A 26,994-nucleotide genomic window follows, 5' to 3' on the forward strand; every position below is an offset into this window, starting at 1 on the left:
ACCTGCCGCGTCCTGTCGTTTTTCACCGTGTCTTGAATTTCCAGACTTCTGGCCAAGGGTGCAGGGCATAAGGCTACGATGGCGTGTCACCCAGTTTGGAAACATCAGAAACATGACCACACCCAGCCCTGCCCTGCATGACCTCGGCGCACATGCGCTGACCACGGCGTATCGCCGACACGAGCTCTCACCGGTGGAGGTCACGCAATCGGTGCTGGCGCACATGGACCGGTGGGAGCCCCACATCCGTGCCACCTACCTGTTGCGTCCAGACGTCGCCATGGCGCAGGCGCGCGCTTCCGAGGCCCGCTGGCTGCGGGGCGATCCTTGCGGCCCGTTGGACGGTGTGCCGGTCACGATCAAGGAAAACATAGCCACCCGTGGCGACCCCATGCCACTCGGCACGCTGGCCACCAAGCTGACGCCCGCCAGCGCTCACGCGCCGCCCGCCGCCCGTCTGCTGGAGGCGGGTGCCGTGCTGCTCTGCAAGACCACCATGCCCGACTACGGCATGCTCTCAAGCGGCTTGTCCAGCTTTCACCCCCTGTCGCGCAACCCCTGGGACGTGAGCAAAACACCTGGCGGCTCCAGCGCCGGCGCCGCCGCCGCCGCTGCCGCGGGTTACGGCCCCCTGCATATCGGCACCGACATTGGCGGCTCACTGCGTCTGCCGGCAGGCTGGTGTGGCATTTTCAGCCTCAAGCCCAGCTTGGGCCGTATCCCGATTGATCCGCCCTACACCGGTCGTGCGGCCGGCCCGATGACGCGCACCGTGGCGGACGCCGCGCTGATGATGCAGGTCTTGTCGCTACCGGATGCCCGAGACAGCATGAGCCTGCCCTATCAGGCGCTCGAATGGGACCAGTTTGACCGGGGTGTGGAGGTTCTGCGCGGGCGCAAAATCGGCCTGCTGATGGAGGCCGGCTGCGGTCTGGCGGTCGAACCCGAGGTCCGCGCAGCTATCGACCGTGCGGCGCACCTATTCGAACGCGCAGGCGCCATCGTTGAGCCCATGCCCGCCTTCATGACACCCGCCATGCTCGATGGCATGGACCACGCCTGGCGCATGCGTTCGCACATGGATTTGTCGGCCCTGTCAGCGGCCAAAAAAGCCAAGGTACTGCCTTACATCCAGCAGTGGGCCGACAGTGCAGCAGGCATGACCGGGCCGCAAACGTTTGCCGCCTTCAGCCAGTTTCACGCCACGCGTGTCGCTACTGCGCGCGCCTGCCAGCCTTTTGACTACGTCATCTCGCCCACGTCGCCCATGCCGGCCTTTGCGGCCGAACTGCCGTCGCCCACCAATGATCCGCTGCGCCCGTTGGAGCACATCGGCTTCACCGTGCCCTACAACATGTCCGAGCAGCCGGCCGCCTCGATCAATTGCGGCTATACGCGCAGCGGTTTGCCGATTGGCTTGCAGATTGCCGGTCAACGCTTTGATGATCTGGGCGTGTTGCAGGTCGCGCGTGCCTTTGAGCTGCTCCGCGATCCGCAGCAACCGTGGCCACAACCACCGGGCGCCTGATCCCGGACTTGACTTACCGAAACTGATTTATCCCGGGCTGGCTCACGCGCTGGGGACACCGGGGAGCACACCGGCAAGCGACCCAGGCGGCACCAGCCGGCTCTGGTCGTAGGTCGGCTGGGGCGGCATGTCGGCCAGATGCTGGGTGTCGGCCCAATCCAGGATGCTTATGGCCTCACCCTCGATGCGCACCCGGTTCAGGCCCGCATTGGGAATGACGCTCTGGCGCGGCCCGGACAGCGGCAGGGCCAGCGCCGTGCGGTAAATCATGTCCAGCACGCCGCCGTGCGTTACCACCACCAAGGTCTGCCCCATGTGGGCCTGTGCCAAACCACGCACGGCCGCCAATACGCGGGCATGAAACTGCCGCGTGCTCTCGCCCCCGGTAAATGCGTAGTCAGCCTGGAACCGCGTCCACTGCGTCCAGGCATCGGGATGCTGGACCTTGATATCCTCAACCCGCATGCCGTCCACCACGCCGAAGTTCTGCTCGCGCAAGGTCACATCCAGCACGAGATCGCGCACACACGGATGCAAACTTTGCTGGCTGATGGGCAGGGCTGTCTGCTGGGTCCGGATCAGGTCACTCGACACCAGCAAATGGGCCGCCTCGCCGGCCAGACGAATCCCGAGGCGCCGCGCCTGTTCCTGTCCCACCGTATTAAGCGGCACATCGACATGCCCCTGAAAGCGCAGCTCGCGGTTCCAGTCGGTTTCACCATGGCGGATAAGAATGAGTTCGGTCATGACATCAAAGCGTGCGCAGCTGCCGCCGCCGGCGCAGCCAGACTTTCTCGATCTCGACCGCGACAAACACCACCCCAGAGGCCCCGAGGCAGAGCAAAAGCTCCGGCAGACTCAAGGGTTCGGTCTTGAAAATCGGGTTCAGCACCGGCACATAAATCGTCGCCAGCTGCAGCACAAAGGTCAGTAGCACGGCGCCCAGCAGCGGCCGGTTCGAACCTAGGCCAAGGCGCCACAGGGACTCGGTCTCCGAGCGGATCGCCAGCACATGCGCCATCTGCGACAGGGTGAGCACGGTGAACACCATGGTTTGCCAGTGCGCATGGCCGGTGGACGTGGCCCAGGCCTGCACCAGCAGGCATAGCCCGCCAATCAGCAAACCAACCCACAAGATGTGCTGCCACAGGCCGTGGGCAAAAAGACTTTCTTGCGGCGCGCGTGGCGGCCGCTGCATGATGCCGCGCTCAGCCGGCTCGGCCGCCAGCGCCAGACCCGGCAAGCCGTCCGTCACCAGGTTAACCCACAAAATATGGATGGGCAGCAACGGGATAGGCAAACCCAGCATCGGGGCCAGGAAGATGGTCCAGATCTCGCCCGAATTGCCGGTCATCGCATAGCGGACAAACTTTCGAATGTTGTCGTAAATGCGCCGGCCTTCGCGCACGGCGGCGACGATGGTCGCAAAGTTGTCGTCCAGCAGGACCAGGCTAGCCGCCTCGCGCGCCACATCGGTGCCGCCCCGGCCCATGGCCACGCCGATATCGGCCCGTTTGAGGGCGGGTGCGTCGTTCACACCGTCGCCCGTCATGGCGACAAACTCACCGCGCGCCTGCAGGGCCTCGACAATGCGAATCTTCTGCGCCGGATCGACGCGCGCGTAGACCCGCACTGAAGCCACGCGCTCACGCAAAGCGGCGTCATCCATGGAAGCCAACTCAAGCCCGTTCAGCACCTCGGCGTAACCATCCACGACGATGCCCAGACGCCGCGCAATGGCCAGCGCCGTGGCCGGGTGGTCGCCGGTGATCATCACCGGCGTGATGCCGGCTGTTTGGCAATCGCGCACGGCGAGCGCCGCCTCCGGACGGGGTGGATCGATCAAGCCAATCAGGCCGATCAGGCTTAGGCCGGACTCGACCGGTTCGATTTCACCGGGCACCGGCAGCGCCGCATGGGTGCGACAGGCCAGCGCCAGCACCCGCAAACCCCGGGCTGCCATGGCCTCGGCCGCCGCCAGCACGTCCGCCTGCTGCAGCGGCACGGTGCCGTCGGCGCGCCATTGCTCGCCGCACAAGGGAATCACCGATTCGGGCGCGCCCTTGGTGTAGGCTAAAAAGCCCTGCTCCAATCGGTGCACGGTGCTCATGCGCTTGCGTTCCGAGTCGAACGGCAGCTCCTGCACCCGTTCAAACTGGCGATCCAGTTCGGCCTTGTCGAGCCCGGCCTCCAGCGCCACTTGCGTGAGCGCGGTTTCGGTCGGGTCGCCTTGCCACAGCCCTTCGCGGTTGCGACTGGCGTCGTTGCACAAGGCTGCCGCACGCAACAGTTCCAGATGAAGCGGTCCGGCAAGCGCGCTGCCCGACGCGTCGATTGCCGGTACCCACTCCTGCCCGTCGGCCAGCAGCAGTTCGGCGTGCATACGATTCTGCGTCAGGGTGCCGGTTTTGTCGGAACAAATGAAGGTGACCGAACCCAGTGTCTCGACCGACGGCAAACGGCGGATCAGGGCATTGAGCGCCACCATGCGGCGCGCGCCCAGTGCCAGCAACACCGTCACTACGGCAGGCAAGGCTTCTGGAATGGCCGCCACGGCCAGGCTCACGGCAGTCAGGATCATCAGCACCGGCGCCTCACCGCGCATCACCCCGACCAGAAAAATAACCACGCAGATGGCGATGACCGCCAGTGCCAGTCGCTTGCCAAACGCCGCCAGGCGCAGCTGCAGCGGTGTGCTGCGGTCGGTATCGCGATCCAGCAGACCGGCCACTTTGCCCAGCTCGGTCGCCATGCCAGTGGCCACCACCAGACCGCGTCCGCGCCCGTGGGTGGCCGTGGTGCCCTTGAAGGCCATGTTGAGGCGGTCGCCCAGGGAATGGGCGACGCCATTCAATGTCGCTGTGTGTTTGGCCACCGTGACCGACTCGCCGGTCAGGGCCGATTCATCGACCTTGAGTTGGGCTATTTCGATCAGCCGCAGGTCGGCGGGAATCTGGTTGCCCGCCTCCAGCAACACAATATCACCGGGCACCAATTCACTGGCGGGGATCACTTGGGCCTGCCCACCGCGCAAGACGGTGGCCTGGGTCGCGGCCAGCTGCTGGAGCGCCGCCATGGCCCTGTCAGCCCGCCAGGCCTGCACAAATCCGATGGCGGCATTGAGCAGCACGATCACCAGAATCGCCAGCGTGTCAATCAGATCGCCGATGACGCCCGAGATCACGGCGGCGCCGATCAGCACCAGCACCATGAAGTCCTTGAACTGGTCAAGGAACTGGCCCCACAGACTGCGGCCCGGCCGGCCCTGGATTTCATTCGGACCGTGCGCCTGGGCACGGCGGCTGGCCTCGTCCTCATGCAGGCCATGCCCCGGGTCTACCCCGTGTCGACGTGCCAATTCATGGGCATCGTGCAAGTGCCAATGGTCGGCGGCAACCGGGGGTGACTTCTCCGCCATGTCCATGTCAATGTCGACGACGCCCTTTATTCAGAGACATCAGGCGTATCAACTGCATCCAGTTCTGGCTCTGGCTCTGGCTCTTCATTCAACTTGACAATCATCACCGGCACACCCGCCGCATGCAGCACTTCATTTGACACCGAGCCCAGCAATGCACGGCGCAAGGTACTCGTGCCGCTGGCCCCCATGACCACGAGATCGCAGCCATAGCGCTCCAGGATGTCGATGAGGGTGTGCGCCGGGTCACCCGAGGCCACTTCGCACTCATAGGAAATATTGGCTTCCTTCAGCAACGCCTCGGCCGGCAACAAGGTGTGGGCGCCAGCGGCCGCACTGACCTGCTCAATCACTTGCGGATCATGGGCCACCACCAACTCATACAAAGTCGCGGCCTCCTGCACATTCGCCAGCACCACGCTGGTCTCCAGACCGGCCTGCGCCATGCGGATGGCAAAGCGCACCGCCTCCATCGCGACAGCAGAACCATCCACGGGCAATAGTATTTTCATTTTTTCTCCGATTTGTATGTGGAAACGAATAGTTCAAGCGTAAATCCCCACCCGGATTGCGTCTTGATATGGGTCATATATACGCCGCATGCAGGCGGCCCCGCCGAGGCTTAAGCGCGCGCGAGACCCTGCACTTTTTCTATCAATCGCTGATTCACTGCCGGCGACACAAACTTTTCCACCTCGCCCCCGAGTGTGGCGATTTCGCGCACAAAGGTACTCGATATGAACTGGTACTTGTCGCTGGGCGTGAGAAAAACAGTTTCCACATTGGGCATCAGGCTACGGTTCATGCCGGCAAGTTGAAACTCGTAGTCAAAGTCCGTCACGGCGCGCAAGCCGCGCACCATGGCCTTGGCGCCCCGCGCCACGACAAAGTCACGTAACAGACCGGAGAAGCTTTCCACCTGCACCTGCGGATAAGCCTGGATCGCCTCGCGCGCCATGTCCATGCGCTCTTCCAGTGAAAACATGGCTTTCTTATGGTGCCCTGCCGCGACCGCCACGATGACGCGGTCAAACAACTGCGTCGCCCGTCGCACCACATCTTCATGGCCAAGGGTCATCGGGTCAAAAGTGCCGGGATAAACAGCAATCACGTCATGGGCCATTTTTCGCCTTTGGGTCAGTTGGGGGCAAAGCTCGGCGGCTTCTTTATCGCGGGCTCTCTTACGCCGCATTATGCAGCGCGGCCTGGCTGGCTAGCCCATGCGCTTGAGCAAATGGGCGTGCACCGCACCGGCCTTCAAATGCCGGTGTACGGTCAGTCCGGCGCTCTCCAGCTGCGCGTCGGTCCACAGGATGGGGGCCTCCAGATAAACAAAGCCGTCCACCGCCACGGCACGACCAGCGGCGATCAGCGCCGCTTCAAACAGCACAGAGTCAAAAGGTGGGTCGATAAACACGACATCCATGCTGGCCGCATCCAGGTGCTTGAGCGCGGCCACACCGTCGCCGCGCACCACTTGTGTGGCGCTGGCCTGCAGCTGCGTCTGGACACGCTTGAGTTGCGCCACCAGGGCCGTGTCCTGCTCGACCAGCGTGACTTCTTTGGCGCCACGGGACGCGGCTTCAAAACCGAGTGCACCGGTGCCGGCAAACGCATCGATGCAACGCCAGCCGGTCAGGTCCTGGCCCAGCCAGTTGAACAGGGTCTCGCGCACACGGTCGGGTGTGGGGCGCAGACCGGGCTTGTCAGCCACCGCCAGCTTGGTGCGCTTCCACAGGCCACCGATGATGCGGACCTCATGGGTCAGTGGGGTGGAGAGGCGCACGGGACGGGGCGGGCGTTCGGATGGGTTGATGGCTTTGGAATTTTTTTGCTTCATTGGTAAAGCTTAACGCAAGCGACAGGGGCAAGTCAGCCACCTTTCAGGCCTCAGTCCATCGTCACGACGTCGGATGACTCACGTTCAATGCCGGGTAATCCGTATAAAGGTCGATGCCGCGCTGAGTGGATCGTGGCATGCCAAGGTCGAGTTCCAGACGGACCTGCCGCGTGGCCCCTGGAGGAACGCCTCAGGTTCGCGGCTTGGCGACTTGGTCATCGGGTTTTCCGCCCTGATTCTTCCACTTTTCATAGCACTCCACGCCGCAAAAATGCACAAAGTAGTCCGTCGCTTCACGAACTTTGGCTTCGGACAGAGGCACTTCCTTCAGACATACCGCGCAGACAACGCGCTCGGTCTCGACCGGTTTATCAGTGGCAGTCATGGTTTCCTCCAAAAAAACCAGCATACCGCTTCTCACGTCACCCGGCCACTGGATTCGTTGCGGGAGTAGATCTATTGCCAACCCTAGTTGGCAGGCGCGGCCCCGCCCAGCACCACCGTCACCATTTTTTGCGGCTGCAGCTTGCGCGCAAACGCCGCCTTGATGTCGGCCGCGGTCACCTTCTCCACCTGCTTCGTCCAGGTGTCCAGATAGTCCAGCGCCAGCTTGTTCCAGGCGATGTTGGCGACGTTGTCTAGCAGTTTGCGGTTGCTGTCAATACGCAGGGCAAAGCCGCCAATCAGGTTGTCCTTGGCGGCTTTGAGCTCTGCTTCAGTCGGGCCCTTGGCCACGAAGTCGGCGACCACGTCGCGCGACACCTGCACCGCCTGCGTGGCCTGGTCGGGCCGGGTTTGCAGGCCCAGGGTGAAGGCGCCGGCATGCAGGGCGGGCGCGAAGTAGCTGTAGATGCTGTAGGTCAAGCCGCGCTTTTCGCGCACTTGCGTCGTCAGGCGCGACACAAAGCCGCCACCGCCCAGGATGTAGTTCCCCACCGTGAGGGCAAAGTAATCCGGGTCGTCGCGCCTATAGCCGGGTTGCCCGATCAGCACATGGGCTTGCGCCGAGTCGAACGCGATGTGTTGCTCACTGGCCTTGTCCAGCGGTGCCACCTCGGGCACGGCAGGCAGGGCCGGGCAGGCGGCGGGCGTCGTGGCCGGCAGGCGCGAAAACAACTGCGTCACCAGCCCATCGGCCTGCGCCCGGTTCACGGCACCCACGATCGTCACCTTGGCCCGGCACGGCTGGATCAGCGTGGCGTAAACCGTCTTCATGTCGGCCACGCTGATACGGTCCAAGGTCTCTTGCGTCATCTCGAAACCATAGGGGTGCTGGCCGTACACCGCCGTGTTGAAGGCGCGCGCCGCCAAGGTGGCCGGGCGGGTGTTGGCCTCCTTGATGGCGGCGCTTAGGGTCTGGCGCTCGCGCTGCCAGATCGTTTCAGGGAAGGCCGGCTCGCCCAGTTGCCGGGCGGCGAGTTGCGCGGCTTTGGACAAAAGATCCGGGTAGGTCAGCGAGCGCAGTGAAAAACTCATGCGGTCGCTGCTGGCTCCGGCGCCAAACGAGGCGCCCAGATCGGCCCAGGCTTCACTCAAGGCGTTTTCATCCAGCGCGGGCTCAGCGGCCGGTGCCCCGGCGCCTCGCGCCTTGCCGGCCAACACGCCTTTGCCCGTCATGCTGGCCGTGACGCTGGCCAAGCCGGCCTTGTCGGGCGGATCGCGGCGGCTGCCGGCGTCAAAGTCAATCTGCACGTCCAGCATCGGGATGGCTTGGCTGGGCACCAGGTAGACCTGCACACCCGAGGCCTGCGTCCAGTGCTCGATGGGAATGGCCGCCCATGCCGTATTTATAGAAAAAAGGTTTGTAGCCCCCGTCAATATTGCGCAGATAGCTATATTTTTAATAGTATTCATAAATTAAAACAGGAAGCGGCACTCAGTGCCGGGCGCCCGGCGGGGGCGTGCGCGGCTTGCGGGTCTTGTCCAGGGGTTGCGGCTGCAGCACCGCCACCGTGAGTTGGTCGTCACCAAAGTATTTGGCCGCCACCGCCTTGACCTGCTCGGCGCTGACCGCACGCAGGCGGGCGATCAGCCGCTCCTCCGCGTCCAGCGGCAGCCCCTGCACCCAGTTGCTGCCCAGCTCGCGGGCCTGGTTGAACACCGAATCGAGCTTGTAGATTTCGCTCGCCACCCACTGGGTCTTGACGCGGTTGAGTTCGGCCTCGGTCACCCCGTCACGGGCGATGCGCGCCACCTGCTCGCGCAAGGCCGCCTCCACTTGCTGCACCGTCTTGCCCTGCGCTGGCACGCCAGCCAGCACGAACAATTGCGGCCCGCGACCCCACAAACCGTTGTAGGCGCCGACGCTGTCCGCCACCCGCTGCTCGCCCTGCGTCAGCGCCCTGTCCAGGCGCGCCCCGCTGTAGCCGTCCAGCACGGCGGCCAACACGGTCAAGGCCAGCGCGTCCGAATCACCGGCTGGCGGGTTCGGCGAAACGCCGGCCGGGGCGATGCCCAAGGCCTCGTCCAGCGACTGCAGACCGGGCACCTTGAACGCCATCGACAAATAGGCCTGCTCGGCAGGCGCTTTGAAATCCATGCGCCGCACGCCCATTTGCGCCGGCTCGCTGCGCGGCTTGCGTGCCGGCAGCGCTCGGGCCGGCACGGCGCCATAGTATTTCTCGGCCAGGCGGCGCACCTGCGCCACATCCACGTCCCCCGCCACCACCACGGCGGCGTTGGCGGGCACATACCAGCGCCGGTAAAACTCGCGCGCATCGTTGGGCGTCATGGCATCGAGATCGCTCATCCAGCCGACCACCGGCCGCCGGTACGGCGAAGCCACAAAAACAGTGGCGTTCAAGGCTTCCCCCAGCAGGGCGCGCGGGCTGTCTTCGGTGCGCAGGCGGCGCTCTTCCTTGACCACTTCCAGCTCCTTGGCAAACTCTTCATCGGCCCACTGGTTGTTGGCAAAGCGGTCGGCTTCGAGCTTCATCACGTCTTCCAGCCGATTGGCGGGAATCTGCTGGTAAAAGCCGGTGTAGTCCTTGCTGGTGAAGGCGTTCTCGCGCCCGCCCAGGGCTGCCACCCGGCGCGAGAACTCGCCCGGTGCCACCGCAGGCGTGCCCTTGAACATCATGTGCTCCAGCACATGCGCCACGCCCGAGGTGCCATCGACTTCGTCCATGGAGCCGACCCGGACCCACAGCATGTGAACCGCCGTGGGGGCGCGCCGGTCGGGTTTGACAATCACCGTCAAGCCGTTGGGCAAGGTGAATTGTTCTACCGGGGTCGGGGATTGCGCCTGGGCCGGAAGGCTCAACAGCTGGCACAAAACGAGCGAGACAGGTGCCAACTGGCGGGCCAGCAGGCGGGGTAAGGTTCGTGGCATGGGTCTTTTCATAGAATGGTGTGATTCTATGAACCCACACAATGTTCAGTTTTTTTAAAAAAAAGCCCCCTGCCCCTACGCCCCCCGTTGCCGAGCCTGCTGCGCCCGCGGGCACGCCGTCTGTAACACCCGCCGCGACAGCACCGTCCAAGGTCGCTGTCCCGGACGCCGCATCCCTGCCGCCCAGCGCCGTCACCCCGCCACCGGTCAGCGCCGCGCCGGAGCGCAAGAACTGGCTGGACAAGCTCAAAGTCGGCCTGCGCAAGACCGGCTCCAGCATCGCCACCGTTTTCACCGGCACGCGCATCGACGACGCCTTGTATGAGGACCTGGAATCAGCCCTGCTGATGGCCGACACCGGCGTCAAGGCGACGCAGCATCTGCTCGACGACCTGAAACGCCGGGTCAAGGACGCACGAGCCACCGACCCGGCTGCCGTCAAGGGCTTGCTGGTCGAATCCATCACCAGCCTGCTGCTGCCGCTGGAAAAAGCCCTGGTCATCGGGCAGCACAAACCCACCGTCATCATGGTCGCCGGCGTCAATGGCGCGGGCAAAACCACCTCGATTGGCAAACTCACGCGCCACCTGGCCAAGCATGGCGCCACCGTCTTGCTGGCCGCTGCCGACACCTTTCGCGCCGCCGCGCGCGAGCAGCTCAGCGTCTGGGCCGAACGCACCACGGTGGACATCATCAGCCAGGAAGGCGGCGACCCGGCGGCCGTGAGCTTTGACGCGGTCAGCGCCGGCAAGGCGCGCGGACGCGACGTGGTGCTGGTGGACACGGCGGGCCGCCTGCCAACCCAGTTGCACCTGATGGAAGAACTGAAAAAAATCAAGCGCGTGGTACAAAAGGCCGACGCCACGGCGCCGCATGAAGTCTTGCTGGTGATTGACGGCAACACCGGGCAAAACGCGCTCAGCCAGGTCAAGGTCTTTGATGACGCGCTGCAGCTCACCGGCCTGATCGTCACCAAGCTCGACGGCACGGCCAAGGGCGGCGTGCTGGCGGCCATCGCCCGCGAGCGGCCGATTCCGGTGTATTTCATCGGCGTCGGCGAGAAGCTGGAAGACCTGGAAACCTTCAATGCGCGCGAGTTTGCGCAGGCGCTGCTGTCATGAGCAACCCCGTCTTCAACGTGAAAGTTGTAAAAGTGGGTCACCCGTCCCGCCGCCAGGCCCTCGCGCTCTTGGGCGCCGGTCTGGCCATGCCAGTGCTGGCGCAAACCGCCACCGCTTGGTCCGCCATCGAACAAAAGGCCCGCGGCCAAACCGTGTATTTCAACGCCTGGGCCGGCAGCCAGAACATCAACGCCTATCTGCAGTGGGCCGGCGCCGAGCTGCAAAAGCGCTTTGGCGTCACCCTGGAACACGTCAAGATCACCGACACGGCAGAGGTCGTGAAACGCGTGCGCAATGAAAAAGCCGCCGGCAAAGTGACGGACGGCTCGGTGGATCTGGTCTGGATCAATGGCGAAAACTTTTTGACCATGAAGCGCGAGGCCCTGCTGTTTGGCCCATTCGCCGAGCGCCTGCCGAACTTTGCCTACGTGGACCTGCAGGGCAAGCCCACCACCCGCATCGACTTTTCCGAGCCGGTCGAGGGCCTGGAAGCGCCTTGGGGCATGGCGCAGTTGACCTTCTTTGCCGACGCCAAACGCGTGCCGAATCCGCCGCGTAGCATGGCCGAGCTGCTGGCCTTTGCCAAAGCCCACCCCGGGCGCGTCACCTACCCACGCCCACCCGACTTTCACGGCAGTACCTTCATCAAGCAGGTGCTGCTGGAGGTCAATGCCGAGCGCGGCGCGCTCTACCAAGCCGTCACCCCCGAGGCCCTGGCCAAGGCAGGGGCACCGCTGTGGACTTTTCTCGACGCGCTGCACCCGCACCTGTGGCGCGCCGGACGGCAGTTTCCGCAGAACGCGGCCGCCGTGCGCCAGATGATGGCCGATGGGGAGCTGTTGCTGGCCTTCACCTTCAACCCCAATGAAGCTGCGAACGAAATAGCCGCCAGCCGCCTGCCTGCCAGCGTCTTAAGCTATCAATTCAATAGTGGCACGATTGGCAACACGCACTTTGTGGCGATTCCGTTCAATGCCCGGGCCAAGGAAGGCGCACAGGTGCTGGCTAATTTTTTGCTCAGTCCCGAGGCGCAAGCGCGCAAGGCCGATATCGCCCAGTGGGGCGACCCCACCGTGCTGGCGCTGGACAAACTGCCGCCTGCGGAGCGCGCCCGCTTTGCCGCCCGGGCACTGCCGGGCCAGGTCGACAAAGTCATGCCGACCCTGCCGGAACCGCACGGCAGCTGGGTCAATCCGCTGGAACGGGAATGGATCCGGCGCTACGGCCAGGCGGGATGAAATAGGGCGCTGCGAAGTTGGCCACACTGTAAACTGCGCGAATGACTGAACTCGTCGACAAACTGGCCGATCTGACCGCCCTGCGGGACCGGGACGCACTCGACATCGCCTTGGTGAGCACCATCAATGACTTGGTGCAACCCCGAACGGTGGCCATCTGTCGGGTGGTGGGTGATGCGGGCAATGAACGCTGGCTCACCACGGCGCAAATGGGGGCCAGTCAGCTGGCGCCGACCTCCGATTCAGCGTGGTCCAAACTGGACTTGCTGCCCAAGTTGGCCGCGCATCCCCTGCGCGAGCAAGCGGTCGCCTCGCGGCAGGTCACGCAAACAGACGGGGAAACCAGTGTCACGGTTTTCCCGCTCACCGGCAATCCCGGCGCCAGCGGGGTGTTGGAGATTGTGACGAACGAAGCGCTGACTGCGCAATCCCATATCCTGTTGAGTGGCGTGCTTCGGCTTTACCTTAATTTTCAAAACCTGCTGGATTACGGCGAACGCGATGCGCTAACTGAACTGCTCAACCGCAAAACTTTTGACGGCGCTTTCCTCAAGGCCACGATCGAGCAAAACCTGGCAGTGGTCAACTCGCAGGACGACCGTCGCAATATGACGCACGCCATCGGCAGCTACTGGCTGGCCATGCTTGACATCGACCACTTCAAACGGGTCAACGACAATTACGGCCACCTCATCGGGGACGAAGTGCTGCTGTTGCTGGCCCGCCTGATGCGCGCCTGTTTTCGCTTTCACGACCAGCTGTATCGCTTCGGCGGCGAGGAGTTTGTCGTGCTGATGCGTTGCAACGGCGAGTCGGAAGCCGCGGGCGCGCTGGAAAGGCTCAGAACCACCACCGAAAAACACCTCTTCCCCCAGGTGGGCCACATTAGCATCAGCATCGGTTTTTCCGAGGTCAAGACCGGCGACACCCCCAGCGGTGCCTTTGAGCGCGCCGACAAGGCGGTCTACTACGCCAAGGAACATGGACGCAACCAGGTGTGCAGTTACGCCGGCTTGATCGCCCGCGGTGAATTGGTGGAGCAGGCGGTCAACGTGGGCGACATGGAGCTGTTTTAGCGCCGGTCGCTGCACGCCAGCGGCCACACTGGGTACACTTGCGCGCCATGAATATCCTGCTCCCCCGCATTGAAATAGAAAGCGCACCCCACCCCACCGCCGCCGTCATCTGGCTGCACGGCTTGGGGGCCGATGGCAACGACTTTGCCGCCCTGGTGCCCGAACTCGACCTCAGCGCCTGCCCGCCAATCCGCTTTGTGTTTCCGCACGCGCCCAGCATTCCGGTCACGCTCAACAGCGGCTACGTCATGCCAGCGTGGTACGACATTTTTGGAGCCGACCTGGTCAGCCGCCAGGACGCCGCCGGCATCCAGAAATCCGACCGCGCCATTTCGTTGTTGATCGAGCATGAAATCTCGCGCGGTATCCCGGCCCGCAACATCGTGCTGGCCGGCTTCTCGCAAGGCTGCGCCATGGCCTTGCACACCGGCCTGCGCTTCCCCCAGCGGCTCGCCGGCATCATGGCCTTGTCGGGCTACCTGCCCCTGGCCGACAGCTTCGCGGCGGAACGCGCGCCAGCCAACGCCGACACCCCCATCTTCATGGCCCACGGCAGCATGGACCCGGTGGTCATCCCCGCCCGCGGCGAAGCCTCGCGCGATCTGCTCGGCCAGCTGGGCTACGCAGTGCAATGGCACAGCTACCCCATGCAACACAGCGTGCACCCGCGCGAAGTCGCGGATTTATCGGCCTTTCTGGCCCGCGTACTGAACCAGGGCAGCGATGCAGTTTGAAACATTGAAAGCACGCGCACCCGGCCCTGTTCTCGGCATTGACTTTGGCACCTCCAACTCGGCGGCCGCGCTCTTGGGGGCCGACGGCCAGTTGAATGTGATGCCGCTAGACGGCCTCAAAGCGGCCATGCCCACCGCCCTGTTTTTCTCCAACGAAACCCACACCACCCTGTTTGGCTCGCAGGCCATGCAGGCCTATCTCATGGGCGTGGAGGGGCGCCTGCTGCGCTCCATCAAGAGCCTGCTGGGCAGCAAGCTGATGGACGAGCACACCCTGGTGAACGGCCAGTCCACGCCCTTTTTTGACATCGTGACCCTGTTCTTCAAGGAACTCAAGGCCCGCTGCGAAGCCCATGTCGGCCACCCGATCGAGCGCGCCATGCTGGGGCGCCCGGTGCATTTCGTGGACGATGACGCCACTCGCGATGCGCTGGCGCAGGACACCCTGGGGCGCGCCGCGCAGGCGGCCGGCTTCAGCCACATCGATTTTCAGCTCGAACCCATCGCCGCCGCGTTTGACTTCGAACAGCGCGTCAGCAAGGAGACCATCGCGCTGGTGGTGGACATCGGCGGGGGCACCTCCGACTTCACCGTGATTCGTCTGGGTCCGGAGCGGCGCCAGACCCGCGACCGCAGCAGCGACATCCTGGCCACCACCGGCGTGCACCTGGGCGGCACCGACTTCGACCGCCTGCTCAACCTCAGCCACGTCATGCCGCTGCTGGGTCACAAGCACATCGGCCCGGCCGGGCGTCCGGTGCCCAACAGCGTGTTTTTCGACCTCTGCACCTGGCACCTGATCCACCACGCTTATTCGCGCAAAAACATGCACTTTGCGCGCGAGCTGTGGACCTCGTACGCCGATCAGGCCTTGCACAAGCGCCTGATGCAGGTGCTGGAAGAGCAGCACGGGCACCGCATCCTGGCCGGTGTCGAAGTGGCCAAGATCGCCTGTTCGCTGTCGCATAAACCCGCTGCCGTCGAGCTGGAGTTTCTGGACCAGGCGCTGGTCCCGTTCATCACCGCGCCCAGCATGGGCGAGGCGCTGGCGCAGGCGCTGGACCAGGTGGTGCAGTGCGCCCTGCAGTGCGTGCAGGCCTCGGGCCTGACGGCCGTGGACGTGGTCTACCTCACCGGCGGCTCCTCGGCGCTGCAGCCGCTGATGGACGCTCTGCAGGTGGCCATGCCCGACGCCACCCTGATGCCGGGCGACCGCTTTGGCGGCGTGGCCGCCGGCCTGGCTTACGCCGGCGCCGTCAGCAGCTACTAATTCAATAGCTCTCCGCGCTTATTCCAAGCCGGCTAGAGGCCAATTTTCCTTAAAGATACAGCTTGAAAACCAGCCCGCCTGACGCGCACCCCCGCCTTGGTGCCGCCCTGTTGCTGGCCGCGCTGGGCCTGCCGCTGGCCTGGAGCTTATGGGGCGCGGTGGCGGCGGGCCTGGAGGGCGCGGCGTGGCGCACGCTGCTGGCCGACCCGCAAACCGGGCAGGCGCTTAGCCTGAGTTTGTGGACCGGCCTGCTCGCCAGCGCGCTCTCGGTCATGCTGGCGGCGTGGCTGCTCGCCCATCACTTTCCCGGTCCGGCCTGGGCGCGGCTGGCGCGGCGCCTGAGCCCGCTGCTGGCCGTGCCGCATGCGGCTTTTGCCATCGGCCTGGCTTTTTTGATCGCCCCCAGCGGCTGGCTGCTGCGCGCCCTGTCGCCCTGGGCCACTGGAATGACCGAGCCGCCACCCTGGCCTACCACGCAAGACCCCTGGGGCCTGGGCCTGATCGCGGTGCTGGTGGCCAAGGAAGTGCCGTTCCTGCTGTGGGCCGCCGCCACCCAGCTGCAGCGCGCCGACGTGGCCCACAACTGGACGCGCGAACTGCTGCTCGCCCGCAGCATGGGCTACTCGCGCAGCCACGCCTGGTGGCGCGTGCTGTGGCCGCAGCTCTGGCCGCGCCTGCGCTGGCCGATGTTAGCGGTGCTGGCCTACAACCTGACGGTGGTCGATCTGGCGCTGGTGATCGGCCCCACCTCGCCGCCCACCCTGGCGGTGCTGGCCTGGCAGTGGCTGCTCGATGCCGATGTGACCCTCAATGCGCAAGGGGCGGCTGCGGCCTGGACACTGGCGGCGGTGCTGGCGCTGGTCGCGGCAGGCTTGTGGCGGCTGTCCCGTCTCCCGATCTGGCGCAGGCGCTGGAGCACCGGCGGGCGCGGCGCCACCCGTCAGCGGATCACGCCGACCGGCAGCGGGGTCGCCGGTTTTGCCCTGCTGATGGGCCTGTACCTTGCGGTGATGCTGGCGCTCGCCGTGGGCAGCGTGGCGGGCAGCTGGCCTTTCCCGCAGTTATTGCCCGAGACCTACACCACGCACGCCTGGACGTCGGTCTGGGCCAGTTTCTCGACGGTGGGCACCACGCTAACCCTGGCGGGCGGCAGCGCCCTGGCCGCGCTGCTGTGGTCGCTCGCCTGGCTGGAATGCGCGCCGCCGCGTCTGGTGGAGCGCCTGCGACCCGTGCTGTATCTGCCGCTGGTACTGCCGCCGGTGCTGTGGGTGGCGGGTCTGCACGCCATGAGCTTGCGCCTGGGCCTGGACGCCACCTGGGCCGGCGTGTGGCTGGCCCACACCCTGGCCGCCGTGCCCTACGTGCTGTTGGCGCTGAGCCCGGCCTACACCGGTTTTGACGCCCGCCTGTGGCACATCAGCGCCTCACTGGGCCATGGACGGGCGGTGTTCTTGTGGCGCGTGAAATGGCCGCTGCTGCGCGCGGCCCTGGCGTCCAGCTTTGCCATCGGATTTGCGGTCAGCGTGGCGCAGTACCTGCCCACGCTGTTCATCGGCGCCGGGCGTTTTGCCACCGTGACCACCGAGGCCGTGACCCTGGCCGCCGGCGCTCAACGCTCTCTCACCTCGGCCTACGCCTGGCTGCAATGGCTGCTGCCGGTGCTGGTGTGGGCTCTGGCGGCGTGGCTGGGGCAGCCCAGGCGCTACATAAGTAATAGCTATCAACGCATACAGGATAAGGACTAGAGCCCTATTTCCCTAAAGCACAGGGATGCGAAAAGCCTGATCGATGTTCGGGCGAATACCTAGGGTCCCGCCAGGTCAGATGCGGGACAATGCAGCACCTCTTCACACACGACTTTCCGATCAGACACCGGCCCTATGCCCGCAACCATCACCCACCCCGAGGCTCACACCGGGCGCCGCGACACCCTGGCGCAGTTGCGGCTGGCGCTGCGCGAGCAGCAAGTCGTGCTGGACAGCGCTGGCGTCGGCATCGTGTTCATCAAGCATCGTCAGGTGATCCGCTGCAACCAGCGCTTCGCGCAGATGTATGGCCATGCCGAGGCGGCCGACATTCTGGGCAGCGCCAGCATGTCGCTGTACCCGGACCAGGCGGCATTTCACGCCTTGGGCGAAGCCGCTTATCCGGTCATGATCCGGGGCCTGGCCCATAAGTCAGAGGTGCTGATGAAGCGCCGCGACGGCCAGTTGTTCTGGACCCACCTGACCGGCAAACTCGTCAACCCGGCGGACACCGACGAGGGCTCGATCTGGATCGTGGACGACATCAGCGAGCAAAAAGCGGCCCATGCGCAGCTCCAGTCGGTCTTGACCGAGCAAAGCCTGATTCTGGACAATGCCATGGTCGGCATCGTGTTTCTGCGCCACCGCACCGTCACCCGCTGCAACCGGAGTTTCGAGGAGCTGCTGGGCTATGACGCAGGCGAGCTGCACGGCAGCTCGTCGCGGCGCTGGTACATGACGGAGCAGAACTGGCTTGACGCCCGGCAGCAATGCTACGCCCCCCTTGCCGCCGGTCTCGCCTATGAAGGCGAGATGCTGTTACGCCGAAAAGACGGTTCGCCCATTCATTGCGAAGTGCGCGCCAAGGCGATTGACCCCACCGACCTGAGCCAGGGCTCGATCTGGATCTCCATGGACATCACGGCGCGAAAAAAAGCCGAAAACGAATTGCTGCAAGCCCGCGCGGACCTCGAAGAACTGGTCGAACTGCGCACCCAGGAACTCAGTCGCACCGTATTGGCGCTGGAGAAAAAAGTCGTCGAGCAAAAAGAGGCCGAAGCCCATATCCAGCGCTTGGCCCATTTCGACCCGCTCACCGGGCTGCCCAACCGCCTGCTGCTGAACGACCGCTGCAACCATGCCCTGAGCGTTGCGCAGCGCGGGCATCAACCCGTTGCCCTGATCTTTCTGGATCTGGACCACTTCAAGAACATCAACGACTCCCTGGGCCACCGCGTCGGAGACGAAGTGCTGGTTGAACTGGCCACCCGCCTGAAATCCACCGTGCGCGAGCAAGACACGGTCTCGCGCCTGGGCGGCGACGAGTTCATTTTGCTGCTGCCCGACACCGATGCGACCGGTGCGGCGCATGTCGCGCAGAAGTTGCTGCACGCAGCCTTGCTGCCGATCCAGATTGAACAGCATGAGCTGACCGTGACGCCATCCATCGGCATTGCGCTCTACCCCAAGGACGGATCGGATCTGGAAACCCTGTCCAAATGCGCCGATGCCGCCATGTACCGCGCCAAAGGCGACGGGCGCAACAGCTACCGCTTCTTCACGCCCGAGATACAGGCCTATTCCGAGCGCACCCTGCTGCTGGACAACGCCTTGCGCCGCGCGCTGGAGCGCCAGCAACTGGAACTGTATTACCAGCCGCAAATCTCGATGGAAACCGGTCAAACCGTCGGCGCCGAGGCCTTGCTGCGCTGGACGCATCCGGAACTGGGTGCCGTGTCACCGGTCGAATTCATTCCGATTGCCGAGAGCAGCGGCCTGATGCTGCCGATTGGCGAATGGGTCCTGCGCACGGCCCTGGCCCAGCTGGCCCAGTGGATTGAATGCGGCATGACGCCCATCACCATGGCGGTCAATTTGTCAGCGGTCCAGTTTCGCCATGCCGAGCTGCCGCAACTCATCACCCGTATCCTGGCCGATTCCGCCCTGGCCCCCGAGTTGCTGGAACTGGAGTTGACTGAGAGTGCGGCCATGACCCACCCGCTGGAAGCCATGGCCGTGATGAATGATCTGCACCAGCGTGGCGTGCGCATGTCGATCGATGACTTTGGGACCGGCTACTCATCCCTGAGTTACCTCAAACGTTTTCAGGTCTACAAACTCAAGATTGACCAGTCGTTTGTGCGTGACATCACCGAAGACCCCGACGATAAGGCCATCGTGGGGGCCATCATCAGCATGGCCAGCAGCCTGGGGCTCAAAACCATCGCCGAAGGCGTAGAGACCGAGGGCCAGCTGGCGTTTTTACGCGCGCGGGGCTGCAACGAGGCGCAGGGCTACCACTTCAGTCGTCCCATGCCGGCGCTGGCGTTCGAGCGGTTTGTGCAAGACCAGGTCGCCGGGTCGGGCGCACATCGGCAGCCCTGAGCGCTGCCGATGTGCGCCCTCAGCCCCCGCTTATTTGCTGGCGGCTTTGGCTGGCGGCTTGGCGGTCTTGGACACCGGCGCGGCCGATGTGGGTGACAGGCCCAGGCGCTGGCCAATCGACAACTCAAGGGCCTTCACTTTCGGATCGATCGTGCCCTGCATGTCGGCCACCAGCTTGTCGACCAGCGTCTTTTGCAGCTCGCCGGTCACCTGCGCAAATTTACGATTGACCGGTGACTCGATGATGGCAATCAGTTGCTTGAGCTCGTCTTCGGTGAACTTTTCTTCCAGTACAGGACCGATGGTGGTGGGGGCGAGCTTGACGGCGCGATCGCGCAGCAGCGGCACGGCCTCATCGGTGTATTTCTTCACGTCGGCCTGAATCTCTTTCGCCACGGCCTCGCGCTTTTCGGGCGCCACTTTGGTCTGCAAGGCGATGCCGGCCTGCTGCATCAACTGCGCGGCCGGGCGCTCGGCCAAGGCTTGCCCGGCCAGCTCGATACCGGGTTGCTGCAACTGCAAGACCTTGGCCACCAGTTCTTTCTTGGCGGCGGAAGATTGCGCCTGAGCGCCGCAGGCCAGCGCCAATAGTGTCACCAACAATAGTTTTTTCATCAGAATTGCTCCCTCAAAGATGTAAAAAGACAAGCAGCCAGTCGGGACCGGCAACCAAGGGTTCATTATCAGCCTGCCGCCCAAACCGGTCTGAAAATCGGAGATGATGGCATTAGGTCAAGCAAGGAATCAGGAATTCCGGCCCGCCACGAGGTTTACAACGCAAAAAAGAACAACCATGAGCCTTGATATCCAGCTGATCCAGCTGTCCAGCCCCAGCCACGTGCTGCTGCGCCAGCTGCATCTGAACGTGCCCAGCGGCGTCATTCACACCGTGATGGGCGCCAGCGGCGCGGGCAAGTCGAGTCTGCTGGCGGCCATTTGTGGCACTTTGCCGGACGGCATGGCGTTTGAGGGCAGTGTTGCCCTCGATGGCAGGCGCATCGACCACTTGCCCACCGAACGGCGCCATGTTGGCATCCTGTTTCAGGACGATCTGCTGTTCGCCCACATGACGGTGGCGGAGAACCTGCTGTTTGCCGTGCCGCCCGGCGCCCGGGCTGCGCGTGCGGCATGTGTGGCGCGGGGCCTGCAGGATCTGGAAATGCAGACCTTTACCGACGCCGATCCGGCCACGCTCTCGGGCGGTCAACGGGCCCGCGTGGCGCTGATGCGGGCGCTGCTAGCACAGCCCCGGGCGCTGTTGCTGGACGAACCCTTCTCCAAATTCGATGTCGCCCTGCGCCAGCGCATGCGCGACTTTGTGTTCGAACTCGTCAGAAAACGCCAAATTCCGGTACTGATGGTGACGCACGACGATGCCGACGTCGCCGACCCGGCCCACCTGACCCTTCTCTGACCCATCGCTCACTCGCCAACCCTGCTCCATGCTCGACCGTGCCGCCACCGCCCTGCTCAAACCGTTTGTGAACAGACTCGCCAAAGTCCTGCAGCGCTACGGTGTGTGCGCCAACCAAATCACGATCGCGGGTTTTTTAATCGGTCTGTCTGCTGCTCTTTTAATAGCTAATGGCGCTTATCTAACGGGGGCTTCAGCCATATTTATCTCAAGACTATGCGATGCACTGGACGGCGCCGTGGCGCGCCTGACGCATCCCACCGACCGCGGCGGCTTTCTGGACATTGCGCTGGACTTTCTGTTTTACGCCAGCATCCCGCTGGCGTTTGCGCTCAGTGACCCGGCCCGCAATGCCTTGCCCGCCGCAGTGCTGCTGGCGGCCTTTGTGGGCACGGGGTCGAGCTTTCTGGCGTTTGCGGTGATTGCGACCAAGCGCGGCATGACGAGCGTGGCCTACCCCGAGAAGTCGTTTTACTTCCTGGGCGGTCTGACGGAGGCCACGGAAACCCTGGCCGTCTTCGCCGCCATGTGCTTCTGGCCGGCTTATTTCATTGAGCTGGCCTATGTGTTTGCCCTGCTGTGCGGCGTCACCGTGATTACCCGCCTGTGGTGGGGCTGGCGGGCTTTTTCATGAGGCCCGAGTTTTGCGTCACGGACTGACGCATTGTCGAGCTAACCGTCTTCGCCGTCTGTGAGACGGTCGTCGCGCTCACGCAGCAGCCAGTAAACCAGCCCGAGGACCAGGGTTGCGCCCGCCAGCGCAGCAATGGTGCTCGCGCTCGTGGCTTTGGTATCAAGAATGACGAACTTGCGACCCAACGCGATGAGCGAGATGAGCACGACGGTCTTGACCTGGACGAGGCTCGATCGCCGTAGTGCAACGCGAATGATCGAATGCTTGAATTCCATGGCGATGAGCAGCGTCATGATCATGCCAAAGAGCGCTTGAAAGGCTTCATGGTCCAGTGGATCGATGGCACCGCTCACCAACAGCGGGACGATGCGAATGAGCAGTTGCACGAGAGCCAGAGCGATGACCACTGCGATCACGAGACTGAGAACAATCGCCACAACCTGCTCGAAGCGCTCGTACAGTGACAGGAGTGGCCATTGCTCACGTGTTTCCGCCAGGAGTTTTTGGGACGCGTGATGTTTGGTTGCCATTTGTCGCTCCGTTCTTGGTTTGCGTTCTAATTTTTAAGATGAGAGGCGTGACCCACGCTTGCCGGGGCAGGTCCTCTCGATTGAAAGGCTACGGCGCACTATCGGGTGCATCCATTGACCAGTTTCGGCGTCATTGCCAACCTACTCTTCCATCATCTCGAACCCAAGCAGTCGTTCGATCTTGGTAACACGCTTTGCATTTATCTCTGACCTGTTCTGTTGGTGAACAGAATTCGAAAGGCCAATCAATTCCTTCGATGCCTCGAAAGCATCTTTCCGCATCGGCAGGAAACCCTGGGAGACCGTAGCCCAGCGGTCATAGAAAGGTACAGAGCCCAACTTGGAACGCAAATCGCAAGTCGACTTCCGAAATGCCTCGGCCGCTTTATCTTCTCCGGCGCAGTCGCCGACTGGTGTGAAGACAGCTTGCGCGTGGAACACAAGCGCGTGCCGAATTTCACCCAGGAGCTTCTTCAGGTCTTGGACCGGCTCAATAACCAATTTCCCGAGAAGCTGACTTGCCACGAAAACAGCAATGGCTCCAATGGCTGTAAAAGATGATGTCAGCAAAATTTTAGTGAGATCGTCCATGCCCCTGCCCCCTTAACGAAAATAATTGGCGACAAAAATTATGAGGTAGCGTAACTGCCGGATGCCCTTGGACGTTCCATTTGAATGACACATGTTAAGGCTCATAGTCTTGGTGAACCAGGGTCACCGGCAATCTCAAGGAAAGCCATAACTGTTCGACAGATAAGGAATGATTAGCCCCACACACGAGCAAGGTCGGCCATTCTTCTCGCGCCAGAATACGACCAATCCAGCAGCGCTCGCGCACGCCGTCGCCAAGTGTGTTGAACGCATCTCGAAATCGACGACCTCCATCTGAAAAGTTGCCGCCGATCACTATATTTAGCATCGGACCATCGTCCAGCGATAGTGCCGCCCGCTGTTCAGGTTCGAGATCAATGTTGTGATGCCCGATCGACAGCTTCTCTGCCACGCGCATTCCGATGGTGGTAGTAACGCCATGGTACGCAAGCCCCGTTGCGCTCATCTCCTCCGCGATACGTGCGATCTTTTCGCAGGCGCAAATGCGGTGGAGCTCCATTTGAAAAGCCGCAGTCTTCGCCTCATCCACAGTGCCGCATTGCAACGTATGCGACGTGCCGAGAATAAAAAGAGCGGGACTCACCGTGCACGACCGAAGTTCAGCGTTGCGCGGTACCTGCGCGCGTTCGTTGGAACGGCAAGCTGGAAGCGCTTGCTTCCAAGCGCTCAGCCAGCCAGACCTTGATCACTGACTGCCGCGTAACACCCATTTTGCTGGCCTCCCGGTCCAAAGAATCAATCATCCAGGTGGGAAAATCGACATTCACGCGCTTTTGCTCCTGCAAAACGCGTTTGGCTTTGGATAAATCCGAGGACGTTGAGATGTCGACACCCTCGTCAAATCGTTGCTCGAAATCTTTAGCTTTCATACAGTGCCACCTCTTCTGTGCGTGCGCGACGAACGGATCTCAATCGAATATTGCTCCCCCGGTAGGTAATGACGGCGGACCAATGTTTCCCATCAATAAGCCCAATCACCAGATATCGCGGTTCGTCATCAGTCTTTGCCGGAATCTCCAGCAGCATCGGGTCATTCCAGAGGTACTGAGCCTCCACAAAGTCAATGCCGTGCTTTGAACGATTGGATTCACTTTTTACGGCATCAAATTCAAAGACGTTCATAGTATATAAACTATACCGTAATTGGTGCCAATTCACCAATCCGCTGGCTTCACCTGGAACCTGTGCCATGAACAAGAAAAAAGCCATTCTGCTGCTGGTGCTGGCCACCTTGGTCGTGCTGTATTTCGCGCTGGACCTGGGCCGCTTCCTGAGCCTGGACTACCTCAAGCAGAGCCAGGCCGCTTTCGAGCGCCTGTACGCCGCCAAACCATTGCTGGTAATCGGCACTTACTTTGTCATTTACGTCGCCACCACCGCCTTGTCCTTCCCCGGTGCCGTGATCTTGACGCTGGCCGGCGGCGCCATCTTTGGCCTGGGCTGGGGCACGCTGATCGTGTCCTTTGCCTCCAGCCTGGGCGCCACGCTGGCCTTTCTGGCGGCGCGCTTTGTGCTGCGCGACAGCATCGAGGCCCGCTTTGGCCAGCGCCTGGCCGAGTTCAACCGGGGTGTGAAACGCGAGGGCGCCTTCTACCTGTTTACCCTGCGCCTGGTGCCGCTGGTACCGTTCTTTGTCATCAACCTGGCGATGGGGCTGACGCAGATGAAGGCCGCCACCTTTTATTGGGTCAGCCAGCTCGGCATGCTGGCCGGCACCGTGGTCTATGTGAATGCCGGCACACAACTGGCGCGGCTGGACTCGCTGCAGGGCATCCTGAGCCCGGCCTTGCTGGGCTCCTTCGTCTTGCTGGGCCTCTTTCCGCTGCTGGCGCGCCAGGTCACAGAACTGCTCAAACGCCGTCAGGTCTATGCGCGCTGGAAACACCTGAAACCCGCCAGATTTGACCGCAACCTGATCGTGATTGGTGGCGGTGCCGGCGGCCTGGTGGCCGCCTATATTGGCGTCGCCGTCAAGGCCCGGGTCACGCTGGTCGAAGCCCACAAAATGGGCGGCGACTGCCTGAACTATGGCTGCGTGCCGAGCAAGGCCCTGATCAAGAGCGCCCGGCTGGCGCATCAGATGCAGCACGGTGCACAGTACGGCCTGGCCGACACCGCGCCCGTCTTCAGCTTCAAGGCGGTCATGCAGCGGATTCACGCGGTGATCGCCGCGATCGAGCCGCACGACAGCGTGGCGCGTTACACCGAATTGGGTGTAGAGGTGCTGCAGGGCTACGCCAAAATCGTGAATCCCTGGACGGTGGAGATCACGCTCAAGCCCAGCGGCAGCGGACCGCACGCCGCGCCGCAAGTGCAGCGACTGACGACGCGCGCCATCGTGATTGCTGCCGGCGCGCGCCCCTTTGTGCCGCCTCTGCCCGGCATCGAGGAGGTGGGTTTTGTGACCAGCGACACGCTGTGGGACGCCTTCGCCCAGCTGGATGCGGTGCCGAAGCGCCTGGTGGTGCTGGGCGGCGGGCCGATCGGTTGCGAGCTGGCGCAAAGCTTCCAGCGCCTGGGCGCGCAAGTGACACAAATCGAGATGGCGCCGCGCCTGCTGCTGCGCGAGGATGCGGACGTGTCGGCGCTGGCGCAGCAGTCGCTGCAGGCCGACGGCGTGCGCGTGTTGACCGGGCACCAGGCGCTACGCTGCGAGAAGTCGATGGAGGCCAAAACACTCATCGTGGAACATGAAGGTCAGGAGATACGCATCGAGTTCGACGCCCTGCTGTGCGCCGTCGGCCGCGTGGCGCGACTCTCCGGCTACGGGCTGGAAGAACTGGGCATCGAGACCGGGCGCACCGTGCAAACCAACGCCTACCTGGAAACCATTTACCCCAATATCTTCGCCGCCGGCGACGTGGCCGGGCCGTACCAGTTCACCCATGTGGCGGCGCACCAGGCCTGGTACGCCGCGGTCAATGCGCTGTTTGGTATCTTCAAGAAATTCAAGGCCGATTACACGGTGATCCCCTGGGCCACCTTCATCGACCCCGAGGTGGCGCGCGTCGGCCTGAATGAACAGGAGGCAAAGGAGAAGAATATCGCTTATGAAGTCACGAAATACGACATGGGCGAGCTGGACCGTGCCATCGCCGACAGCCAGGCGCACGGCTTTGTGAAGGTGCTCACGGTGCCAGGCAAGGACAAAATTCTGGGCGTCACCATCGTCGGCCCGCAGGCCGGCGACTTGCTGGCCGAGTACGTGCTGGCCATGAAGCACGGCCTGGGCCTGAACAAGATTCTGGGCACCATCCACACCTACCCCACGCTGTCCGAGGCCAACAAATACGCGGCCGGCGCCTGGAAGCGGACGCACCAGCCCGAGCGCTTGCTGGCGTGGGTCGCCCGATATCACCAGTGGCGGCGCGGTTGATGATGCGACGCCACGCCAAGCGGGACCGGTATGCTACATTTTTAATAGCTGTCTGCGCACTAGAGACGGGGGCTACAGCCTCATTTTCTCAAAATTTAACGATACCGACCGGGTTTGGAACAGCGCCACCGTCCGTGTTGGCGTCCTTTGCCATGGCCGGCTCGACCGCACTCAACCCGGCTTGGCGGCGAAACCGTCCTGCAAGTCGGCACCGACAAGTCTTATGGCGTGTTGACCCACGCATGGCAAGGTCCACCCCCGGCGCAACTGGCATGGCGCTGGCGTGTGGACCAGCCGCTGGCGCGCGCCGATCTGGCCACCAAGACCGGTGACGACGCCGCGCTCAAGGTCTGCGTCATGTTCGACCAGCCTGGCGCGGACATCCCCTTGCTGCAGCGCGCTAGTCTGGCGCTGGCGCGCGCCGCCACCGGCCAGGATATGCCCAGCGCCACCCTGTGCTATGTGTGGGACAGCCGCTACCCCGCCGGTACCCACGGCGCCAACCCCTACACGGCCCGCGTGCGCTACATCGTGCTGGACGGTCGCGGGGCGGCACCGTGCCAGTGGCTGACGCAGCGGCGCCAGGTGGCCGACGATTTTCAGCAGCTGTTCGGCGGAGAAAGCCCGCACACACCATCCGTGATTGCGGTGGCGGTGGGCGCGGACAGCGACAATACCCAAGACAAAAGCTTGGCCTACCTTAGCCATCTGCGTTGGCTTCCTTAGCGTGAAAGTTAGGTCA

Annotated in this window: 26 protein-coding genes; 12 read left to right on the top strand and 14 right to left on the bottom strand. The window is 63.4% G+C overall.

The window, feature by feature from the left end; genetic code table 11:
- Window positions 1-112: 112 nt before the first annotated feature.
- Window positions 113-1,528 (top strand): amidase, encoded by a 1,416-nt coding sequence (locus C5P05_RS11395; RefSeq protein ID WP_114969963.1) that lies wholly within the window; start codon window positions 113-115, stop codon window positions 1,526-1,528.
- 42 nt (window positions 1,529-1,570) lie between these two features.
- Here the strand turns inward: C5P05_RS11395 and C5P05_RS11400 are convergent, their stop codons facing one another.
- The 8 genes from C5P05_RS11400 to C5P05_RS11435 all read right to left on the bottom strand — a co-directional run bounded on the left by C5P05_RS11400 (window position 1,571) and on the right by C5P05_RS11435 (window position 10,117).
- Window positions 1,571-2,275: a histidine phosphatase family protein gene (locus C5P05_RS11400; protein WP_114969964.1), complete on the bottom strand. Its 705-nt coding sequence runs from the start codon at window positions 2,273-2,275 to the stop codon at window positions 1,571-1,573.
- Window positions 2,276-2,279: 4 nt separating this feature from the next.
- Window positions 2,280-4,946, bottom strand: coding sequence for a cation-translocating P-type ATPase (locus C5P05_RS11405; protein WP_114970183.1), 2,667 nt, complete (start codon window positions 4,944-4,946; stop codon window positions 2,280-2,282).
- 26 nt (window positions 4,947-4,972) lie between these two features.
- A complete protein-coding gene (locus C5P05_RS11410; protein WP_114969965.1) occupies window positions 4,973-5,458 on the bottom strand; it encodes a universal stress protein in 486 nt (161 codons plus the stop codon).
- Between the two features lie 110 nt (window positions 5,459-5,568).
- Entirely contained in the window at window positions 5,569-6,069 is a 501-nt protein-coding gene (coaD, locus tag C5P05_RS11415; protein ID WP_114969966.1) for a pantetheine-phosphate adenylyltransferase, read from the bottom strand.
- A gap of 90 nt (window positions 6,070-6,159) precedes the next feature.
- Window positions 6,160-6,786: a 16S rRNA (guanine(966)-N(2))-methyltransferase RsmD gene (gene rsmD, locus C5P05_RS11420; protein WP_114969967.1), complete on the bottom strand. Its 627-nt coding sequence runs from the start codon at window positions 6,784-6,786 to the stop codon at window positions 6,160-6,162.
- Between the two features lie 190 nt (window positions 6,787-6,976).
- Window positions 6,977-7,171 (bottom strand): DUF3330 domain-containing protein, encoded by a 195-nt coding sequence (locus tag C5P05_RS11425; RefSeq protein ID WP_114970184.1) that lies wholly within the window; start codon window positions 7,169-7,171, stop codon window positions 6,977-6,979.
- Between the two features lie 83 nt (window positions 7,172-7,254).
- Entirely contained in the window at window positions 7,255-8,640 is a 1,386-nt protein-coding gene (locus C5P05_RS11430; RefSeq protein WP_114969968.1) for a M16 family metallopeptidase, read from the bottom strand.
- A gap of 22 nt (window positions 8,641-8,662) precedes the next feature.
- Window positions 8,663-10,117 (bottom strand): M16 family metallopeptidase, encoded by a 1,455-nt coding sequence (locus C5P05_RS11435; protein ID WP_232834444.1) that lies wholly within the window; start codon window positions 10,115-10,117, stop codon window positions 8,663-8,665.
- Between the two features lie 41 nt (window positions 10,118-10,158).
- Between C5P05_RS11435 and ftsY the strand changes: the two genes are divergently transcribed.
- The 7 genes from ftsY (at window position 10,159) to C5P05_RS11470 (ending at window position 19,686) form a co-directional block, all read left to right on the top strand.
- Window positions 10,159-11,238 (top strand): signal recognition particle-docking protein FtsY, encoded by a 1,080-nt coding sequence (gene ftsY / locus C5P05_RS11440; RefSeq protein ID WP_114969970.1) that lies wholly within the window; start codon window positions 10,159-10,161, stop codon window positions 11,236-11,238.
- Window positions 11,235-12,476: an ABC transporter substrate-binding protein gene (locus C5P05_RS11445; RefSeq protein ID WP_114969971.1), complete on the top strand. Its 1,242-nt coding sequence runs from the start codon at window positions 11,235-11,237 to the stop codon at window positions 12,474-12,476. The genes ftsY and C5P05_RS11445 overlap by 4 nt, the downstream gene beginning before the upstream one ends.
- A gap of 41 nt (window positions 12,477-12,517) precedes the next feature.
- Window positions 12,518-13,552, top strand: coding sequence for a GGDEF domain-containing protein (locus C5P05_RS11450; protein WP_114969972.1), 1,035 nt, complete (start codon window positions 12,518-12,520; stop codon window positions 13,550-13,552).
- 47 nt (window positions 13,553-13,599) lie between these two features.
- Window positions 13,600-14,286, top strand: a complete 687-nt coding sequence (locus tag C5P05_RS11455; RefSeq protein ID WP_114969973.1) for an alpha/beta hydrolase — start codon at window positions 13,600-13,602, stop codon at window positions 14,284-14,286.
- Window positions 14,276-15,556 carry an Hsp70 family protein gene (locus tag C5P05_RS11460; RefSeq protein ID WP_114969974.1) on the top strand — a complete coding sequence of 427 codons (1,281 nt, stop codon included), beginning with the start codon at window positions 14,276-14,278 and terminating at the stop codon, window positions 15,554-15,556. Before C5P05_RS11455 ends, C5P05_RS11460 begins: the two co-directional genes overlap by 11 nt.
- Before the next feature lie 62 nt (window positions 15,557-15,618).
- Window positions 15,619-17,301 (top strand): ABC transporter permease, encoded by a 1,683-nt coding sequence (locus C5P05_RS11465; RefSeq protein ID WP_232834445.1) that lies wholly within the window; start codon window positions 15,619-15,621, stop codon window positions 17,299-17,301.
- Window positions 17,302-17,436: 135 nt separating this feature from the next.
- A complete protein-coding gene (locus C5P05_RS11470; RefSeq protein WP_114969975.1) occupies window positions 17,437-19,686 on the top strand; it encodes an EAL and GGDEF domain-containing protein in 2,250 nt (749 codons plus the stop codon).
- A 30-nt stretch (window positions 19,687-19,716) separates the two neighbouring features.
- Here C5P05_RS11470 and C5P05_RS11475 read toward each other — a convergent pair whose 3' ends face one another.
- Window positions 19,717-20,301 (bottom strand): hypothetical protein, encoded by a 585-nt coding sequence (locus C5P05_RS11475; protein ID WP_114970186.1) that lies wholly within the window; start codon window positions 20,299-20,301, stop codon window positions 19,717-19,719.
- Window positions 20,302-20,479: 178 nt separating this feature from the next.
- Here C5P05_RS11475 and C5P05_RS11480 point away from each other — a divergent pair, with 178 nt between their 5' ends.
- Both C5P05_RS11480 and C5P05_RS11485 read left to right on the top strand, forming a co-directional pair.
- The gene (locus C5P05_RS11480) at window positions 20,480-21,100 is read left to right on the top strand and encodes an ATP-binding cassette domain-containing protein (RefSeq protein WP_114969976.1); all 621 of its coding nucleotides are present in this window, start codon (window positions 20,480-20,482) and stop codon (window positions 21,098-21,100) included.
- A 28-nt stretch (window positions 21,101-21,128) separates the two neighbouring features.
- Window positions 21,129-21,734 (top strand): CDP-alcohol phosphatidyltransferase family protein, encoded by a 606-nt coding sequence (locus tag C5P05_RS11485; protein ID WP_114969977.1) that lies wholly within the window; start codon window positions 21,129-21,131, stop codon window positions 21,732-21,734.
- Between the two features lie 38 nt (window positions 21,735-21,772).
- Here C5P05_RS11485 and C5P05_RS11490 read toward each other — a convergent pair whose 3' ends face one another.
- The 5 genes from C5P05_RS11490 to C5P05_RS11510 form a co-directional block, all read right to left on the bottom strand.
- Window positions 21,773-22,264: a phosphate-starvation-inducible PsiE family protein gene (locus tag C5P05_RS11490; protein WP_114969978.1), complete on the bottom strand. Its 492-nt coding sequence runs from the start codon at window positions 22,262-22,264 to the stop codon at window positions 21,773-21,775.
- Between the two features lie 141 nt (window positions 22,265-22,405).
- The gene (locus C5P05_RS11495; protein WP_114969979.1) at window positions 22,406-22,855 is read right to left on the bottom strand and encodes a hypothetical protein; all 450 of its coding nucleotides are present in this window, start codon (window positions 22,853-22,855) and stop codon (window positions 22,406-22,408) included.
- A 94-nt stretch (window positions 22,856-22,949) separates the two neighbouring features.
- Complete coding sequence (locus C5P05_RS11500; protein WP_157979305.1) at window positions 22,950-23,459, bottom strand: hypothetical protein; 510 nt, start codon at window positions 23,457-23,459, stop codon at window positions 22,950-22,952.
- A 16-nt stretch (window positions 23,460-23,475) separates the two neighbouring features.
- Entirely contained in the window at window positions 23,476-23,745 is a 270-nt protein-coding gene (gene brnA, locus C5P05_RS11505; protein ID WP_114969981.1) for a type II toxin-antitoxin system BrnA family antitoxin, read from the bottom strand.
- The gene (locus C5P05_RS11510) at window positions 23,735-23,998 is read right to left on the bottom strand and encodes a BrnT family toxin (RefSeq protein ID WP_114969982.1); all 264 of its coding nucleotides are present in this window, start codon (window positions 23,996-23,998) and stop codon (window positions 23,735-23,737) included. Before C5P05_RS11510 ends, brnA begins: the two co-directional genes overlap by 11 nt.
- 67 nt (window positions 23,999-24,065) lie before the next feature.
- Between C5P05_RS11510 and C5P05_RS11515 the strand changes: the two genes are divergently transcribed.
- Both C5P05_RS11515 and C5P05_RS11520 read left to right on the top strand, forming a co-directional pair.
- Complete coding sequence (locus C5P05_RS11515) at window positions 24,066-26,252, top strand: FAD-dependent oxidoreductase (protein ID WP_114969983.1); 2,187 nt, start codon at window positions 24,066-24,068, stop codon at window positions 26,250-26,252.
- A 147-nt stretch (window positions 26,253-26,399) separates the two neighbouring features.
- Window positions 26,400-26,978 (top strand): DUF3047 domain-containing protein, encoded by a 579-nt coding sequence (locus C5P05_RS11520; RefSeq protein ID WP_157979306.1) that lies wholly within the window; start codon window positions 26,400-26,402, stop codon window positions 26,976-26,978.
- Window positions 26,979-26,994: the final 16 nt, after the last annotated feature.

The sequence above is a fragment of the Rhodoferax ferrireducens genome, assembly GCF_003347515.1.
GTDB lineage: Bacteria > Pseudomonadota > Gammaproteobacteria > Burkholderiales > Burkholderiaceae_C > Rhodoferax.

What these genes read in the sequence shown, in the direction of transcription:
- C5P05_RS11395 (WP_114969963.1), top strand. Translation starts at nt 113, where the DNA reads ATGACCACACCCAGCCCTGCCCTGCATGACCTCGGCGCACATGCGCTG.
- C5P05_RS11400 (WP_114969964.1), bottom strand. Translation starts at nt 2,275, where the DNA reads ATGACCGAACTCATTCTTATCCGCCATGGTGAAACCGACTGGAACCGC.
- C5P05_RS11405 (WP_114970183.1), bottom strand. Translation starts at nt 4,946, where the DNA reads ATGGCGGAGAAGTCACCCCCGGTTGCCGCCGACCATTGGCACTTGCAC.
- C5P05_RS11410 (WP_114969965.1), bottom strand. Translation starts at nt 5,458, where the DNA reads ATGAAAATACTATTGCCCGTGGATGGTTCTGCTGTCGCGATGGAGGCG.
- coaD (WP_114969966.1), bottom strand. Translation starts at nt 6,069, where the DNA reads ATGGCCCATGACGTGATTGCTGTTTATCCCGGCACTTTTGACCCGATG.
- rsmD (WP_114969967.1), bottom strand. Translation starts at nt 6,786, where the DNA reads ATGAAGCAAAAAAATTCCAAAGCCATCAACCCATCCGAACGCCCGCCC.
- C5P05_RS11425 (WP_114970184.1), bottom strand. Translation starts at nt 7,171, where the DNA reads ATGACTGCCACTGATAAACCGGTCGAGACCGAGCGCGTTGTCTGCGCG.
- C5P05_RS11430 (WP_114969968.1), bottom strand. Translation starts at nt 8,640, where the DNA reads ATGAATACTATTAAAAATATAGCTATCTGCGCAATATTGACGGGGGCT.
- C5P05_RS11435 (WP_232834444.1), bottom strand. Translation starts at nt 10,117, where the DNA reads ATGCCACGAACCTTACCCCGCCTGCTGGCCCGCCAGTTGGCACCTGTC.
- ftsY (WP_114969970.1), top strand. Translation starts at nt 10,159, where the DNA reads ATGTTCAGTTTTTTTAAAAAAAAGCCCCCTGCCCCTACGCCCCCCGTT.
- C5P05_RS11445 (WP_114969971.1), top strand. Translation starts at nt 11,235, where the DNA reads ATGAGCAACCCCGTCTTCAACGTGAAAGTTGTAAAAGTGGGTCACCCG.
- C5P05_RS11450 (WP_114969972.1), top strand. Translation starts at nt 12,518, where the DNA reads ATGACTGAACTCGTCGACAAACTGGCCGATCTGACCGCCCTGCGGGAC.
- C5P05_RS11455 (WP_114969973.1), top strand. Translation starts at nt 13,600, where the DNA reads ATGAATATCCTGCTCCCCCGCATTGAAATAGAAAGCGCACCCCACCCC.
- C5P05_RS11460 (WP_114969974.1), top strand. Translation starts at nt 14,276, where the DNA reads ATGCAGTTTGAAACATTGAAAGCACGCGCACCCGGCCCTGTTCTCGGC.
- C5P05_RS11470 (WP_114969975.1), top strand. Translation starts at nt 17,437, where the DNA reads ATGCCCGCAACCATCACCCACCCCGAGGCTCACACCGGGCGCCGCGAC.
- C5P05_RS11475 (WP_114970186.1), bottom strand. Translation starts at nt 20,301, where the DNA reads ATGAAAAAACTATTGTTGGTGACACTATTGGCGCTGGCCTGCGGCGCT.
- C5P05_RS11480 (WP_114969976.1), top strand. Translation starts at nt 20,480, where the DNA reads ATGAGCCTTGATATCCAGCTGATCCAGCTGTCCAGCCCCAGCCACGTG.
- C5P05_RS11485 (WP_114969977.1), top strand. Translation starts at nt 21,129, where the DNA reads ATGCTCGACCGTGCCGCCACCGCCCTGCTCAAACCGTTTGTGAACAGA.
- C5P05_RS11490 (WP_114969978.1), bottom strand. Translation starts at nt 22,264, where the DNA reads ATGGCAACCAAACATCACGCGTCCCAAAAACTCCTGGCGGAAACACGT.
- C5P05_RS11495 (WP_114969979.1), bottom strand. Translation starts at nt 22,855, where the DNA reads ATGGACGATCTCACTAAAATTTTGCTGACATCATCTTTTACAGCCATT.
- brnA (WP_114969981.1), bottom strand. Translation starts at nt 23,745, where the DNA reads ATGAAAGCTAAAGATTTCGAGCAACGATTTGACGAGGGTGTCGACATC.
- C5P05_RS11510 (WP_114969982.1), bottom strand. Translation starts at nt 23,998, where the DNA reads ATGAACGTCTTTGAATTTGATGCCGTAAAAAGTGAATCCAATCGTTCA.
- C5P05_RS11515 (WP_114969983.1), top strand. Translation starts at nt 24,066, where the DNA reads ATGAACAAGAAAAAAGCCATTCTGCTGCTGGTGCTGGCCACCTTGGTC.